The sequence below is a fragment of the Ulvibacterium sp. genome, from assembly GCF_028285715.1.
In the GTDB taxonomy this organism is placed as follows: Bacteria; Bacteroidota; Bacteroidia; order Flavobacteriales; family Flavobacteriaceae; genus Ulvibacterium.
In genome coordinates this window covers 306,923-322,431 of sequence record NZ_JANQOO010000021.1, presented here as the reverse complement: position 1 = coordinate 322,431, position 15,509 = coordinate 306,923, and the positions used below count along the sequence as shown (strand labels likewise).

Below are 15,509 nucleotides of genomic sequence, written 5' to 3'. Positions count from 1 at the left end.
ATGTTAACGTACAATTTTAGATATGAGTTGAAACTACTCTTGCGAAGTCGCTGGATACAACTACTGAGCCTAATGTTGTTGGTCCTTTTTGGGTTTTCTGCCTTTAATGGCCAACAAAAAGTAGAAAAACGCCGAAGCGATATTGCCGAAGCCCATCTGGAAATGCGGGAGAATGATGCTATGATGCTCATGCTACTCGACTCGGTGGAGCATGGCCTTGAGGTAAGTGTGCCGTACTGGACCATTCCTTCAAGCCCTATGGCATTGGGCAACTATTATCCTCGGGTGGCGGCCATGGAGCCTCAACCTATGGCTTTTCTATCTACCGGGCAAGCCGATCTTTTTACCCATTATGTAAAACCAACGGTCAGCGGAGATGACTTTGCCTTGAACTTTACGGAAATGACCAGTCCTGTTCAGCTTTTGTTCGGTAGTTTTGACTTGGCCTTTGTCATCGTGTACCTATTACCGCTGCTCATTATCGCCTTTTCGTATAATGTGCTTTCAGCCGAAAGGGAAAATGGTTCCATCCGACTTTTAGCTGCTCAGCCTATTACAATCCAAGAATGGGTGATGCAAAAACTGGGGCTACGTTTTTTTTGGATGGCCTTACTGGTCACCGTTACACTTATCCTCGCATTTCTGCTCATTGGTATGGACATCGTAGCACAGGCTACCTCATTTTTAAGTTTTTTGGCCTTAGTATTGGCTTATATGCTCTTTTGGTTCGCCCTGGCATTTCTAATCAATCTTCAAGCGGGTAGCTCGGCCAAGAACGCTGTCGCTTTGCTAGGGCTTTGGGTGGTGTTCGTACTTTTTGTTCCCTCTGTCGTAAACCAATTGGGGAACACCTTTTATCCCATGCCCTCCCGCACCTTAATGATCAATGAAATGCGCAGTCTAAAAGAGGAGGTCGCCAAAAAACAGGATGAGATATTGGACAACTTCTTGCGGGATCACCCGGAGTATGCCTTGAACGATACCACCCAATCCCGAGGGTTTTACCATCGCTATATGGCTTCCCAAAGGTTGATACGGGAAGAATTGTCCCCTGCGGTCAATGCGTACGAAGAACAACTACAGAAGCAACAGGATTGGATCGGCCGTTTTAAGTGGATTTCGCCAGCTATCCTTGCTCAGGAATCCTTGAATGAAATGGCAGGCACTTCTACCGAAAATTACGAAGACTTTAGAAAACAAGTGATTGCCTTTGCGGAGACGTGGCGGGGACATTTAACCCCTTTTTTATACAACAATCGGGATTTTTCTCAAAAGGATTACCCGAATTTGCCAAAGTTCATATACCAAAAAAGTCAAGCTTCCACTTGGTCCGGTTTGGCTATAATACTTGTGCTTTCTGGACTTGTGTATCTTATAGGGATCTTTATCTATAAAAGACAAAAAGAACGCAACATTTTAACAACTTTCTGAGATGCATAAAATGGTTGGCATAACGATATTGGTTGCTTTTCTTTTGGCTTGCCAGAACAGATCAAAAGGAACACAAAATGACCCTGCTCTTGTTGGCACCCAGAAGGTGGAAACCAGTTCTGCTAAAGATTATTTTTCGGCTAAAGTGGATGTTCAATACGCCCAAAAATTTTCAGTTACCTACCACAAAAACTACAAAGTAGTGCGTACTAGTGCGACCTTGGGCGATAGGAGTTCTTCCAATGGTGAAGCACAGGATATTGAGGATGTGATGGTGTTGGTTCAAAGAGGTACAAATCCCCCGGTAATAAGGGACTCTCTTCCAAATGCAACCATAATTTATGTTCCTGCAGGGACGGTTGCAGTAAATGTTCAACATTCTGAGAGCTATCTACGTGAAATTGGGCTTGAAAACCGAATCGCGGCAATAGGAGGGCTTTACTCCTACAATGACAAGATGCGGGAGAAAGCGCTTGAAGGTACCGTGGGACAGATAGGGTACAGTTGGCATAGTCCTCCTAATTTTGAGGTATTGCTTAAAAGGAAGCCGGAAGTATTTCTAATGACTATGGCAAGCTTGGATCATAAGGAGAGTCTAGACAAGTGTCGACAATTGGGAATCCCTACTGCCGCCGTTTTCGATTGGGCGGAGTCCGATTATTTGGCCAGAGCCGAGTGGATCAAGTTCTACGCACTGTTCTTCAATGCCGAAAAAGAGGCAAACCAAGTTTTTGAAAATATTGCGGACAAAATAAAAACCTTAAAATCAATAACCCAAAGCGTAGCGTTAAAAGAAAGTGCTCTGTGGGGATTTTATACCAGCAAGCAACGTTGGAAAATGCATATCAATAGTATCCCAGCACAGTATATGGTAGATGCTGGTTTAAAAAATGTGCTATTGGACAATACTAAGGCCAATGCGGATGGAGCGCAGACATTGACCACGGAAGAATTGCTTTTAAAAGGAAAAGATGTAGAGCATTGGGTAATAGGGGATATACACGCAGGTCCACTACCAAAAGAGAGCATCATGAATAATTTTGAGGCCTGGCGGACTGGGAATCTCTATCATAATATGGAAAGAATCAAGCCTAAGGAAAATGCTTCCGATTGGTATGCAAAGGCTATTGTTCGTCCAGATATTGTATTGGAAGATTTAATAAGATTGGTCTACCCCCAATTATTGCCGGACCACTCTCTTGTTTTTATGGGCCATTATAATAAGGTCACCGAAGGTCCTCCTATAAACTGAAATCATTAACTCGATTCGAATGAGCGAAAGTCCCGCTGCCTTTAAGAATTCAGGTCCATTGCAACTTTGTGCCTTTAATGGTCCTCGTGTCTTGTTTCTATTGCTCTTGGTAAGCCTTGTTGGAGGGACCCAATTGGGTTGTGGACCATCAACCACTAAAAAAAAGACCTTGGATATTGAATCCGCGGAGTTGGATATCAGTTTCCCAACAAAGGTAGATATTCAATATGCCGAGAATTTTTCGGTAACCTATGGACCAAATTACAAAGTTGTAGATATCCATTTTAATAGTGCGAACAGAGATATCGTAATTAATCAAAAACTCCTATTGGTACAGCGGGGCACACCTGTTCCAGAGTTAAGGAATGGTCTTCAAAATGCTTGGATTATGGAAGTACCGCTTCATACGGTTGCCGCTAATGACGATGGTGAAATAACACGGCTAAAAGCCTTGGGATTGAAGAACAACATCATAGCTATGGGCGGGGGAGCTATTTATGACCCAGAGTTGAGACAGCTATGGGAGGAAAAAAAAATTGCTTCCATTGGGTATAGTTTTCACCGACCGCCATTACCGGAGGTCATACTTTCACTAAACCCGGATGTGCTGATTCTTTATTCCTTTAATCAGGATAGAATGGCTTCGGTTGAAAAAATGAGAGCATTAGGTATCAATGCCATTCCTCAATTTGCTTGGGCAGAATCTTCCTTTTTAGGCAAAGCCGAATGGCTGAAGTTTAGCGCACTCTTCTTCAACAAGGAGAGGGAGGCCAACGAGCTGTTCGAGAAAGTGGTTACCCGTTGTGGTCATTTGATGGAAAGAGTACGGCAAAAAGAAGAAAAAAAGACCGCATTTTTGGTGTATCATCCATCCGAGAGTAGCGATTGGTCGGCCCATCGCAACGATTTTTATGCCTCCTTTCTGGAAGCAGCTGGGGCCATTAATGTACTTGCCGATGATGGACCGACTCATGCAGTCGGTATGAACAATGAAAAAATGCTTTCCCTAGCCAAGAATGCTGACTTTTGGATAGCAAATAGCACTTCTGATGAAAACTGGCCTCCGGCTGATTATTTAGACTCCTTTAAGGCCTATCGCAACGGTCAGGTGTTCCATTACCAAAAGCGAACACGCTATGAACACAATGCCTATGATTGGTACGAAACCCCGGAGGTTCGTCCCGATTTGGTCTTGGAGGATTTAGTTTTCATTTTTTATCCGGAACTACTACCTGGTCATGTACCCAAATATTTTGAAAGGATTGAACTTACTAAAAATGAATTCTGATGGAAGTAAAGTATCAAGCCCAAAAACAGTCAAACAAAGGAATAGGGCCAGCAAAGGAAACTGATGCTGTCCTGCCCGTTACAGTAAGGCTTCCTGCAAGGGCCCGTATGTTTCTTTTTCCTATTTTGATTATCGGAATCCTGATATTGATTTTACTTGAGCTGGGTGTGGGAACCGTTGCCATAGACTTTAAGGGTATAATTGCGGCCTTGTTCGGGTTGGAGGGTGCAGACCCTACCCATAGCACCATTATCAAAGAACTTAGGATGCCTCGCACTATAGCTGCGGGTATTGGTGGGGCTGCATTGGGTACCGCGGGACTTCAGTTGCAGACCATGTTCCGAAATCCTTTGGCCGGACCTTGGGCCCTGGGTCTCACGGCCGGGGCACAATTGGGGGTGGCCCTGGTCGTTACCACCGCGGCCGTGGTGGGGTCTAGCTTTTTGGAAAACTTGGAGATTTTGAGCAACTTGGGTATTGTTGCCGGGGCCATGCTGGGCTGTCTGTTGGTGCTGTTGTTGATGGTCTTCGTTGCCCGCTATGTGAGTACCATCACATTATTAATTTTTGGATTGATGCTGGGCTATTTTTCCCTAGGTTTGATCAGTGCAATTTTACACTTTACCAATCAATCTCAAGCCAAGGTTTTCGCCGGATGGAACGATGGCAGCTTTGCAGGGGTATATTGGGAACATTTTCCGGTCCTGATACCGCTTACGATCATTGGGCTGATTAGTGGTTGGTTAATGGCCAAACCCTTAAATGCCTTCTTATTGGGAGAGAATTATGCAAGGGCACTGGGGATGTCCGTAAAACGTACACGTATCGTTACCTTGGGCAGTGCCGTACTTTTGGCAGCTCCCACAACCGCTTATTGTGGTCCTGTTCTCTTTTTGGGATTAATCGTTCCTCACCTTGCAAGAGGTCTTTTTAGTACTTCCGATCACAGAATCTTGATACCGGCTGTAATGTTATTGGGTTGCCTAGTGGCCATGGCAGCCGATCTTTTTGTACACCTTCCGTGGGAACGTCATTTTCTTCATTTAAATGCGGTCAATGCATTGATTGGCGCCCCGGTGGTAATGTGGGTGCTGTTGAGAAACCGCAAAATGCGAACATTTGAATTATAGGATTATGGAAGATGTTTTGGATATAAGGCGGTTGTCAATTGGCTATTCAAATAGGTCGGGAAAAAAAGTAGTTGCAGAAAACATAACGGAGACCCTGAAAAAGGGAGAGCTAGTTTGTTTATTGGGTCCTAATGGTGCTGGAAAATCCACATTAATACGGACCATCTCCGGTTCACAAAGGCCTTTGGAAGGACAGGTCCTTTTTGAAGGAAACGACGTTTCTCAAATAGCATCGCGTCAATTGGCTACCAAATTAAGTTTGGTGCTCACCGAACGCGTACATGGCGGGATGCTTAGTAGTTATGAAGTAGTTGGTCTAGGGAGATATCCTTATACAGGCTGGTCGGGAAAACTGAAACCCAAGGACCATGAAGTTGTTCAATGGGCCATTGCCATGGTGGGGGCGCAGGAACTTGCTGGGCGAATGTTGTCGGAACTGAGCGATGGTGAGCGTCAAAAAATCATGGTGGCCAAGGCTTTGGCACAAGAAACAGAAGTAATGATACTCGACGAGATAACGGCTTTTCTAGATTTACCTAGGCGCATAGAGATTATGCAATTGATGCGGCGACTGGCCAAAAAGGACAACAAATGTATCCTGATGTCAACGCATGATATGGAACTCGCCTTAAAATATGCGGACAAACTCTGGCTTCAGCCTAAGAACGGAAAACTTGTCATTGGTGCTCCGGAGGATTTGGTTTTGAACGGCTCTTTTGCCAGGGCATTTGAAAGCGAGGGTATCCATTTTGATATGGGAAAGGGAGCCTTTGAGGCGCAAGAACCCTATAATAGAAGTATTCAACTAGAAGGCAGCGGGGATGGTCTACTTTGGACTAAAAAAGCGTTTGAGCGTGAACGTATAGCGGTAGTGGATAATGCAGCTATTTCGGTTAAAGTAATACCTGTCGAAAAAGGAATTTTGTGGAAGGTCAATTCCAAGACCATGGAAAAGGAAACATCCTCTATTTATCAATTATTACAAACCATTAAGGAATATGATTAAAAATGACCCAAACAATTATGTACAAGGTCTTTTACTACCTGACGTGTTAGTAGAAGTGGTTGTTTTAAGGGCTAGTTTGACCATGTCCCTGGAAAATACACTAAAGTTGTTCAATTCCATATTACATAGGACCCGACATACAATTTTATGAAAAAGAATAGAAGACAATTTATCTATGAGTCCTTTGCCGGATTGGCTACCCTTACTATGGGTCCGTATGTATTTGGTCGTAATCACTTTTTAGCTGATAGATTATATGACAGCAAACCTTGGATAGAACTATCCAAGGCTGCTTATCTACACAATGTTTTACAAATCAATAAAATCGTAGGAGGGAAGCCCATCATAGCTGTATTGAAAAATAACGCCTATGGCCTGGGGGATGTTCAGGTAGCCAAAATCTTGGACAACGCGCCTGGCGTCGTGGCAGTGGCCTTGGTGAAGGATGAAAGGGCCATTGCCCTCAAAACCGCTGGATTTTCGAAACCTGTTCTGCTCATGGGAGATTTTGATAGCGCAACGGCAAATGCCCTTGTAGAACAGGAAATAACGTTAAGTATTTTTTCAAAAGCTTCGTTCAAAAAAATAAGTGAGTTAGTTGAAAGTACACATAAAACAATAAATGTTGCACTTTATATAGATACTGGTTTGGGTAGAATGGGTATTCCCTATAAGGAGGCGATACATATCGGGGAAGAAGTGGCCAAAAACAATAAGTTACGTATTACCCATACCTTCTCCACCCTTACTTCCCCAAAGGACTTTGCGGAAAAGCAAATTCAGCGTTTTGAGGAGATTACAAAGGAATTGAATGCTAAAGGAATAACCACTGGGATAAAACATTTGGCACCGTCACTTTCGCTGTTAGACTTACCCAAATCACATCAAGAAGCCGTAAGACCTGGTATTTTGCTCCATGGCTCATTTCCTATGGTCAATAGGCCTGAGGCCAAACAATATCCACTTCAAGTACCGTATCGCCTTAAAGCACCAATAATTCGTCTGGAAAAATTGAAGGCAGGTGATACTATTGGTTTTTCCCGATTCTACAAAATAAAAAACGAGGAGTGGATTGCTACACTACCTGTGGGTTGGGCGGACGGATATGATAGTGAGGCAGAAAACGGGGCCTTGGTTTTATTGGGAGGTGAGCTATATCCCGTTGTTAATGTAAATGCGAGCCATACCAATGTTTCACTAGGATTCAAGACCAAAATTAAGGTAGGGGACGTAGCTACCTTGATCGGTCCCGATCGGCCGGAAATTACCCCGGAAGGCTTTGGCAAGCTCATAAAAGGGCACAACTATTTGCAAATCAATTACAAGGAATCCATCCCTAAAAAAACGTATGAAAGTTTTTAGTTTTCTAATTCTATTCTTTTTCGCCTATCCCGTTTTTGGTCAGGGAAATTACCTTGGGCTTAAAGACGGCACAAACCTATATGTTGAGGAAGCAGGCAATGGGGAAACGCTTCTCTTCATTCCCGGTTGGACTATGACCCATCGATTCTTTGAAAAGCAAAAGGAGTACTTCTCCGAGCGATATCATGTTGTCCTATACGACCCTAGGGGACAGGGTAGGTCGGACAAAACTACTTACAAGAATACGTACGCCCATCACGCTGCGGATCTAAGGGAATTGATTTTACAAAAGGAACTAAATGAAATTGTATTGGTAGGCTGGTCCAGTGGCTGCCTTGCCATGTACGAATATCTGCGGGCATTTGGCGGGAATCGGATTCGTAAGATGGTGTTTATCGATGAACCTCCCAAGTGGATTGGAAGTAGGGAGAAAGAATGGGTCTATGGGACGTTTGATGATTACCGAAGTAGCCTAAAAGGAATGATTTCCGAACCTTCGGAACCCGATGACATTATTGACTGGATGCTTCGTGATTCGATAGATGACACAACCAGAACTTGGATGCGGAAGGAAATACGGATGACTCCTCCTAATATTGCCCTAAGCCTTTACATAGACGGTCTGGTATCGGACTATACAAAAGAAGTTGGTCAACTGGAAATACCTTCGGTTTTTATGGTAAGGGCTTCCTGGTATGACCAAGCCAGTGCTTGGCTCAAAACCTATGCCCCCAAGGCTAAAATAAAGCCAATCACCAGCCATGCCATGTTTTGGGAAAGAGCTGAAGAATTCAATGCATTGTTAGAAGACTTTATTGATTCAAACTAGACAAAATGAGATTTTTTCACCTCGTTCCATTACTTTTTTGTTCAGCAGTGGCCTTATCACAGGAAAACCAGAACTTCCCGCCACCGGAAACACCTTTGACCATTGAGGCGGTAAAAGCGATGGGCGATATTAAATTGGATGGCGAACTTGCCGAGGCCGATTGGGAAAAAGTAAAAGTTACTTCCGATTTCTTTAGAAGGGAACCCAGACAAGGTGGAAACCTAAAATACAAAACGGAAGTTCGTTTTCTCTATGATGATAAAAACCTGTATATCGGAGCATTTTGTATAGATTCCGTTGGTATAAAAGGTATCCGCATTCAAGATTTGCGCAGGGATTTCAGTTGGGGCGAAAATGATATTTTCGGCATAGCCCTTGATCCTCAAAACTTAAAGCAATACGCCCAAGGCTTTCAAACTACCCCTTATGGTAACCAACGTGATTTTCAGAATTTCAATGGCAATAATTTTGATACGGGATGGAATACCCTCTGGCGGGTCAGAACACAACGAACCGATGCCGGATATACCGTAGAAATGGCCATTCCCTTTAAAAGCCTGCGATATAATCTTCCGGAGTCCGGGAACACCATTGAGCTGGGGATTACTTTGGTACGCTATGCCCGAAGGGATATCGAGGTCTCCACTTTTCCGGCCATCCCCCAGTCGTTCACACCCTATCGGATGACCTATGCGGCCAAACTAACGGGTATTGAAGCACCCCCACCTTCGACTAACATAAGGGTGGAGCCGTATGCGTTGTACCAATATGACGAAAATAAGGAGGGGACTGTATTGATCGATAAATTGAACGACCCAAAAATAGGTGCGGATGTCAAATGGGCCATCGACCCGAAGACGGTGCTCGACCTCACTGTGAATACCGACTTTGCACAGGCCGATGTGGATTTGGCCGTGAACAACTTGGAACGTTTCAATATCTTTTTCCCCGAAAGGCGACAGTTCTTTTTGGAGAATTCTGGTATTTGGGCAGGTGGATTGCAACAATCCATTCGCCCTTTTTTTAGTCGAAGAATTGGTCTCCAGGGGGAATTTAATGCCATACCCGCGCCTATAGATGTGGGTGCTCGTTTTACTCAACGAACCGAGAAAAGCGCTTTGGCGGGGCTTTTTGTACGTCAACGGGAAACCGAAAACTCGGCAGGGGGCAACTTTGGGGTATTTCGGTATTTGAAAAACTATGGAAGGGAAAACAATGTGGGCCTTATGGTTACCCATCGGCTAGATGATAGCTATGACGAACTAGATTTGGAGAGTAATAACAATACTACCATTACCTTGGATGGCCAAATACGTCCTACCAGTCAATGGGATATCCAGTACCTCCTATCTACCTCTATAGATGAGTTTACCGGTAACACCGGCTTTGCGGGAAGAATCTTTGTTGGTAATGATTCCAACAAGTATTACTATGGGTGGGTTACGGAATATACAGATGCCAACTATAACCCTAGAATGGGTTTTGTACGACAAAACGATGTAATACGTCATAATCCCGGTGGGTACTATATCTGGAGGCCTAAAAAAATCGATTGGATCAGAAGATGGGATCCGGGACTGTTCGTGAATTATAATCATGATGCCACGGATCCCAGTAGTTTCCAACAAGCGAATCTTTACATTTTTCCAGTATTCACATGGTTCAAGGACAATAGCTTTTTGGAAGTTTCCATGACCCCAACATGGCAGAACATCAATTTTGATTTTGCACCCTTGGGTTTGGAAATCGAAGAGGACCGATACTTCTACACGCGATACTTAATCCAGTACAATACGGACCAATCCAAAAAATGGTCCGGTGATGTAGGTATTGACTTTGGGGATTTTTATAACGGTTCCCGGACTACGATCAATGCTGCGGCCCGGTTTGCGCCAATTCCCCATGCAACACTTTCGCTCAATTATGAGCATAATGATATTAATGGTGTTGGTTTGGAACAAACGGATTTGGACACGAATCTGTATACGGCAAGTCTTAGACTAGCCTTAAATCCAAGGGTACAGCTATCTACTTTTTATCAGTACAATAGTTTTAATGAACAAGGTAGATGGAATGTGCGTTTTAGTTGGGAATATATGCCTTTATCCTTTATTTACTTGGTATTTAACGACACGCAAACCGATATTTTCGACCCTGTACAGCAGAGCACACAATTCATTAGCAAGATTACCTTTTTAAAACAGTTTTAGGATGACGGGCAAAAGACAGATACAGAATGTCAGAATTTGAAATATATATGTGGTCAAGTGTCCGGTACCCATTTGGAAAAGCACATGGATTTTTGAATAGGAAGGACTACAGACTTTATTTCTGGTTCAAGGTGTTAGGAAGGATTCCAATGTTCATAAGGGTTTCGCCCGCATTTATTGGCGGGGTACCTATCATATATAAGATTATTCCGTCCTGTGGAGAACTAATATCTTCTAATTTAGTACCAAAAAAGTCGGTGATATAACCTACCTGCGTTCCAGCTTTAATGGTGTCACCTGCTTTTTTATCCGTACAGAAAAACCCTGTGGACCTACTTTTGATAGTAGAACGTTTGGCTACGATAATAGGTGTTTTTTTAGGTGTCCGGGTTATGGACATCATATTTAAATGCCCTAAAAGGGAAAAAACGCCTTGCACAATTTGATTGGTTTCTTCATTTCCTGGCATGCCTAATCGACCACACTCAATATCTACGGAGGGAATGTTGCGATGGAACGCTTCCTGCGAACAAAAGAGACTTGGTTTTTCAAGTCTCTCTTTAGAAATATTAAAAACAATAACATAGTCAAAACCCATGGCCAAGGCCATTTCCTGTCCTTTTTTAGAAGTTTCCGAAAGGATGTCGGATTGGTACCATGAATTGTAAGGTTGTAAATCCTCTGGTGCATCCCCGCCATGCATGTCGACAAAAAAACTGGATTTGGCAATAACTTCTTTGGTAATAATATGGGCTATCCGTTCAGTAATGGAGCCTTCCTCTTTTCCGGGAAACGATCGGTTTAGGTTTTTACCATCAATTGGATTAACAAACGGACTTCTGCCCAAAAATGCGGGTACATTTGCTATTTGCACCAGAATAATGGTGCCACTCAACCCATTCGGGTCAATTTGTTGATTTAAACGCTGTGCCGCAAGGATAGGTGGATATTCGTAGCCATGAATCCCGGCAGTAATACCCAATACCGGTCCCGGATTTGCACCATGGAATACGGTAATTGGAATATATGTGCTATTGTTACCATCGGAAACGGGAATCTTAAAATGTTTTTTACTACCTGGTGGTACACTTGTTTTAGAAAAAGGAAAGGATCGTTGTCCCAAAGCTTGCGCATAGGCAACTAAAAACACCAAAAGCACTGGAATAAAACGCATGTTCAAATTTTTTTACGAAAATACTTTATTCTGTTTTTGGATTGTATTCGTGCAGGGAAAATGTATTATTTAAAAACTTCGAAATTCTTCTACTACTACTTCTTCTTAACATTTAGCAATTGGTACGGATACCCGCAGTAATGCTATGCGATTGTTGTACCTACGGTTGTTTAGGAACAATGGATTGTACGGGAACCGATGTTCTCAGCTCTCCTTTTTAATATCTTTTTGTTTATTCGAAACTTATGGCATCGGCATGTTCGATCCGATAGTAACATGCATTTGGATTGTTCTCGTTCAAATACAATGTTCCTTCTACGGAGAGTAGTTCGTCCATTACAAAGGATGGTTTTTGGTCAAAGATTAGATCTACGACGGTTTCGGGGCCGCCGTTACCGCAGAAAAAACAAGAGGCCATTGGATTTTTGGAAAGGAGAAATACGGATTGCTTACTATCCAAGATCAATAAATATCCCGTTATTACCACTTTTTTTCCTTCCAAGGCCTTCATTTCAGGCGAGAAGTTTGCCTCTTGGAAACCCGGAAAGATATTTTCCGGAGAAGGAAGTTCCCATGATATACCCATGGAGAGGTCGGACCAATCCAGAATGGTCTGCGCATGGGCGGTTATTCCTATCCAACAGCATAGTATGCAAAGAGGTACTCTCATTTCATGTTAGTTCACCAACTGGCCCGAGGCCTTTTTCAGGATGTAGTTGCAATGATCCACGTTATTGGCATTCAATTCAAGAACTCCGGTTACGGTCACTATTTGGTCGGTCTTAAAGGGTGGCTTTTCTGTAAAGTCCACTTCGATAATGGTTTCCGGTCCCGCTGCTCCACAGAAAAAACAGGAGGCCATAGGGTTCTGAGATACCAAAAAAATCTCGCCGCTACCGGAAATGTCCAAAAAATATCCTATGATGCTAACTTGCTTGCCTTGGTGGCTCTGAATCTTTTCACCAAACTTAGGCATTAAAAAATGTACATCGTATTTCTTGTTGTACACGGGCTCAAAACTGACATCGGCAAAATCTTCCCAGGTCAATTTCTCTTGCGCCTTGGCCAGAGAACAGGAAAAGATTATGAATAAAAATAGTAATATCGATTTACGCATCTGATAATGTTTTTGCTACGTTTAATTTAAATATAGAGCGCGATGCCAGTAAGGCGGCCATGAGGGCTATACCAAGGGTTAACCCTAACAATAAGAATTCCATCTTATCCGGTCCCGTAACTTGTAGCCCGTAGCCATAGGAATCCTGGGTGTAGCGTGACACGGCCCAAATCCCCAAACGCCCTACAAACCATCCCGATAAAAAGCCAATTGCTGCCAAAAGCAATCCTTCCAAAAGGGCCAGCCAAAGCAGTTGTCCTGTTCGCAACCCATAAATCCGCAATAAGGCAAGTTCTTGTCTTCTTTCCCGAATGGTCTTTAATAGGCTTATAAAGATACTTAATCCTGAAACCAATAAGATAACAAAAGCTATACCATTTACGGTTTGTGCCCCGGAACCCAAGAGCCCCATTAGTCGTTGAACCTCAAAACCTGGTAAGGCGGCCTGCATTGAGGTGTTCTCATTGATAAATCTTGGTAATTGTACCATTCCCAGAGGGCTTTTGAACTTTACCAATAGTGACGTTATCTCTTTTTCCTCCTCTTGTTCTTCCAAAGTACCCCCTTCTCCTTCCTGATGTCCATCTTCCCCATGATCGTGGACTTCCCAGATACTTTCAAGGTTAGAGATTAGCAACTGATCTACGACGGTCCCCGTTGATTTTAATATCCCCGTTATTACAAAAGGGTGGTCATCGTGTGCTTCGCCGCCTGAAGAAGCCAGTCCATGGGAACTTACGAAGTTGTCCCCTACCTTAAGACCCAGTTTTTGGGCAACGGTACTTCCGGCGACTACTTCAAAAGACTTCTCATATAGCTTTCCTTCCATTAATTGGGCATTGTAGAGGTCTAGATACCCAGTTTCCGTGCCCAAAATCCGATAGCCTTTATAGTTGTCCCCGTAGGAAACCGGAATGGTCGTTTGGATAAAAGGATGCCTTTGGATTGCGGCGACTTCCTTCAACTTAATATTTCCAGTAGGCACGTCAATATGGAGTACCGAAGATAAAACAAGTTGCAAAGGGCTTCCCTTTGCACCCACCACCATATCAAAAGGCGCAATGTTCTTGCTCAACTGTCCGTCCAATTGCTTGCTTACCTGTATAACGAACGTGACCAATGAAACGCTCAACAATAGCAATAGAAGACTCAAAAGAAGGTTGAGCGGTTTCGAAACCATATTCCTATATGCGAGATAGCTAAGCTTCATAACATCACCCGATTTTGAAAATGGGACATCACCCGGAGGTCATGTGTAATGATTAAAAGGCTGCTTTTGCAGATTTCGGCCTCTTCCTTGAGCAGGTCAATGACCTTTACACAGTTCATATCATCTAAATTGGAAGTAGGTTCGTCCGCCAAGATAAGCTGAGGTCTGTGAATCATCCCTAATGCAATGGAAAGTCGCTGTTGTTGCCCTTGGCTCAATGACATTACTTTTTCGTTGAGATATTCCGTAAGCCCCAATCTTTCGGAAAGTTCATGTCTTCTTTGTTTGTCGTTCGCGTTTTCGGGGAAGCTTTGCCGTAATCTAAGATTATCCGAAACATTTAGGGATTTGATGAAGTGATATTGTTGAAATACTATACCAATGTGTTTGCCTCGAAAATTGTCCAGTTCTTTACGTGTCAAGGAATTCAACTCAGTCCCGGCGATGGATATTGTGCCGCGTAACGGTGGCAATAGTCCTGCCAAAAGATACAAAAGGGTGGTCTTTCCAACACCGGAGGGTCCAATTACCAGCAAGTGCTCCCCTGGGGTGAGTTCTATATCAGGAAACGCGATTTCTGCCCCATTTACGTAGGAATACGCCAAATTCAGAGTCTTTACCATCCAAACGTTTTTACAAAAATAAAAAGAAATAAAAATGCAACTAAGTTGCATTTGAAAATTTAAGCTAAATTTATCGAAATCTTGGCTTCTTTTTTTGACAGGTTTGTCAGAGGTATCTTTAGGCAAAAGAATTTCAAACCATTTTATAAATGACTCTGGTTAAAGTAATTAATAAGTCTGACTATATCGGCATTTTTGCCAGTGGCCTTTGTCTTTTGCACTGTTTGGCCACACCTTTTCTCTTTGTGGCCCATGCCAATATGGAGCTCCATGCGGACGGCCATCCGTTTTGGTGGGGTTTTATGGATGTTGCTTTTCTACTACTCTCGTTTCTAGCAGTTTATTGGTCCGTCAAGAACACCTCAAAAAAATGGATTGTGTATACTTTTTGGATATTGTGGGGCTTATTGGCTCTTATTATTTTAAACGAGAAATGGGCATTGTGGCATCTGGTCGAAGAAGCTATTTATTTTCCTACAGTGGGCTTGGTCTTACTTCATTTCTACAATCGCCGTTATTGTCACTGCGAAGATGCGCATTGTTGCACCGACCAACAATAGACTAAATATTCGATGTTGGATAGGTTCTAAGTAGGGGCCCAAGGGGAACACCCCGTTTCTACACGCGTTAATGCGGCGATGCGGGTCATGACATTTCGGCGTACCGATAGGGAAAATGAAGCCTATCCAATTCTACTTTGTCAAGTACCAATACATCCGTAGTAAACCTGCTATTTACAGGCATATGTTTTAGGCCGGATAAAAGATGGAAAAACTGTATATTGATACCGAAAAGGGTAGCCAACACTGGAATTGGAAACATAACTCGACTTTAAATCACGTCAGTTCACATTCGTTTAAGACTGTATACCTTTGGG

At 43.1% G+C, this 15,509-nt stretch carries 15 protein-coding genes; 9 read left to right on the top strand and 6 right to left on the bottom strand.

Annotated features, from left to right (window positions below; genetic code table 11):
• The 8 genes from Q0993_RS15475 to Q0993_RS15440 all read left to right on the top strand — a co-directional run bounded on the left by Q0993_RS15475 (position 1) and on the right by Q0993_RS15440 (position 10,508).
• A complete protein-coding gene (locus Q0993_RS15475; protein ID WP_299534672.1) occupies positions 1 to 1,431 on the top strand; it encodes an ABC transporter permease subunit in 1,431 nt (476 codons plus the stop codon).
• A gap of 1 nt (position 1,432) precedes the next feature.
• Positions 1,433 to 2,683: an ABC transporter substrate-binding protein gene (locus Q0993_RS15470; RefSeq protein WP_299534670.1), complete on the top strand. Its 1,251-nt coding sequence runs from the start codon at positions 1,433 to 1,435 to the stop codon at positions 2,681 to 2,683.
• A 19-nt stretch (positions 2,684 to 2,702) separates the two neighbouring features.
• A complete protein-coding gene (locus Q0993_RS15465; RefSeq protein ID WP_299534668.1) occupies positions 2,703 to 3,971 on the top strand; it encodes an ABC transporter substrate-binding protein in 1,269 nt (422 codons plus the stop codon).
• Positions 3,971 to 5,101, top strand: a complete 1,131-nt coding sequence (locus tag Q0993_RS15460) for an iron ABC transporter permease (RefSeq protein ID WP_299534666.1) — start codon at positions 3,971 to 3,973, stop codon at positions 5,099 to 5,101. Before Q0993_RS15465 ends, Q0993_RS15460 begins: the two co-directional genes overlap by 1 nt.
• Positions 5,091 to 6,107, top strand: a complete 1,017-nt coding sequence (locus Q0993_RS15455; protein ID WP_299534663.1) for an ABC transporter ATP-binding protein — start codon at positions 5,091 to 5,093, stop codon at positions 6,105 to 6,107. The genes Q0993_RS15460 and Q0993_RS15455 overlap by 11 nt, the downstream gene beginning before the upstream one ends.
• Positions 6,108 to 6,254: 147 nt before the next feature.
• Positions 6,255 to 7,469: an alanine racemase gene (gene alr, locus Q0993_RS15450; protein WP_299534661.1), complete on the top strand. Its 1,215-nt coding sequence runs from the start codon at positions 6,255 to 6,257 to the stop codon at positions 7,467 to 7,469.
• The gene (locus tag Q0993_RS15445; RefSeq protein ID WP_299534659.1) at positions 7,456 to 8,298 is read left to right on the top strand and encodes an alpha/beta hydrolase; all 843 of its coding nucleotides are present in this window, start codon (positions 7,456 to 7,458) and stop codon (positions 8,296 to 8,298) included. The genes alr and Q0993_RS15445 overlap by 14 nt, the downstream gene beginning before the upstream one ends.
• A 5-nt stretch (positions 8,299 to 8,303) precedes the next feature.
• Positions 8,304 to 10,508, top strand: a complete 2,205-nt coding sequence (locus tag Q0993_RS15440; RefSeq protein WP_299534657.1) for a DUF5916 domain-containing protein — start codon at positions 8,304 to 8,306, stop codon at positions 10,506 to 10,508.
• A gap of 115 nt (positions 10,509 to 10,623) precedes the next feature.
• Here the strand turns inward: Q0993_RS15440 and Q0993_RS15435 are convergent, their stop codons facing one another.
• The 5 genes from Q0993_RS15435 to Q0993_RS15415 all read right to left on the bottom strand — a co-directional run bounded on the left by Q0993_RS15435 (position 10,624) and on the right by Q0993_RS15415 (position 14,632).
• A complete protein-coding gene (locus Q0993_RS15435) occupies positions 10,624 to 11,682 on the bottom strand; it encodes a succinylglutamate desuccinylase/aspartoacylase family protein (protein WP_299534655.1) in 1,059 nt (352 codons plus the stop codon).
• Between the two features lie 232 nt (positions 11,683 to 11,914).
• Complete coding sequence (locus Q0993_RS15430; RefSeq protein ID WP_299534653.1) at positions 11,915 to 12,352, bottom strand: hypothetical protein; 438 nt, start codon at positions 12,350 to 12,352, stop codon at positions 11,915 to 11,917.
• A gap of 6 nt (positions 12,353 to 12,358) precedes the next feature.
• A complete protein-coding gene (locus Q0993_RS15425; RefSeq protein ID WP_299534651.1) occupies positions 12,359 to 12,799 on the bottom strand; it encodes a hypothetical protein in 441 nt (146 codons plus the stop codon).
• Positions 12,792 to 14,009, bottom strand: a complete 1,218-nt coding sequence (locus tag Q0993_RS15420; RefSeq protein WP_299534649.1) for an FtsX-like permease family protein — start codon at positions 14,007 to 14,009, stop codon at positions 12,792 to 12,794. Before Q0993_RS15420 ends, Q0993_RS15425 begins: the two co-directional genes overlap by 8 nt.
• The gene (locus tag Q0993_RS15415) at positions 14,006 to 14,632 is read right to left on the bottom strand and encodes an ATP-binding cassette domain-containing protein (protein ID WP_299534647.1); all 627 of its coding nucleotides are present in this window, start codon (positions 14,630 to 14,632) and stop codon (positions 14,006 to 14,008) included. The genes Q0993_RS15420 and Q0993_RS15415 overlap by 4 nt, the downstream gene beginning before the upstream one ends.
• A 149-nt stretch (positions 14,633 to 14,781) precedes the next feature.
• Between Q0993_RS15415 and Q0993_RS15410 the strand changes: the two genes are divergently transcribed.
• Positions 14,782 to 15,192, top strand: coding sequence for a MerC domain-containing protein (locus Q0993_RS15410; RefSeq protein ID WP_299534644.1), 411 nt, complete (start codon positions 14,782 to 14,784; stop codon positions 15,190 to 15,192).
• A gap of 85 nt (positions 15,193 to 15,277) precedes the next feature.
• On the opposite strand, the gene Q0993_RS15405 is transcribed toward Q0993_RS15410, so the two are convergent.
• The gene (locus Q0993_RS15405) at positions 15,278 to 15,454 is read right to left on the bottom strand and encodes a hypothetical protein (RefSeq protein WP_299534642.1); all 177 of its coding nucleotides are present in this window, start codon (positions 15,452 to 15,454) and stop codon (positions 15,278 to 15,280) included.
• Between the last annotated feature and the right edge of the window lie 55 nt (positions 15,455 to 15,509).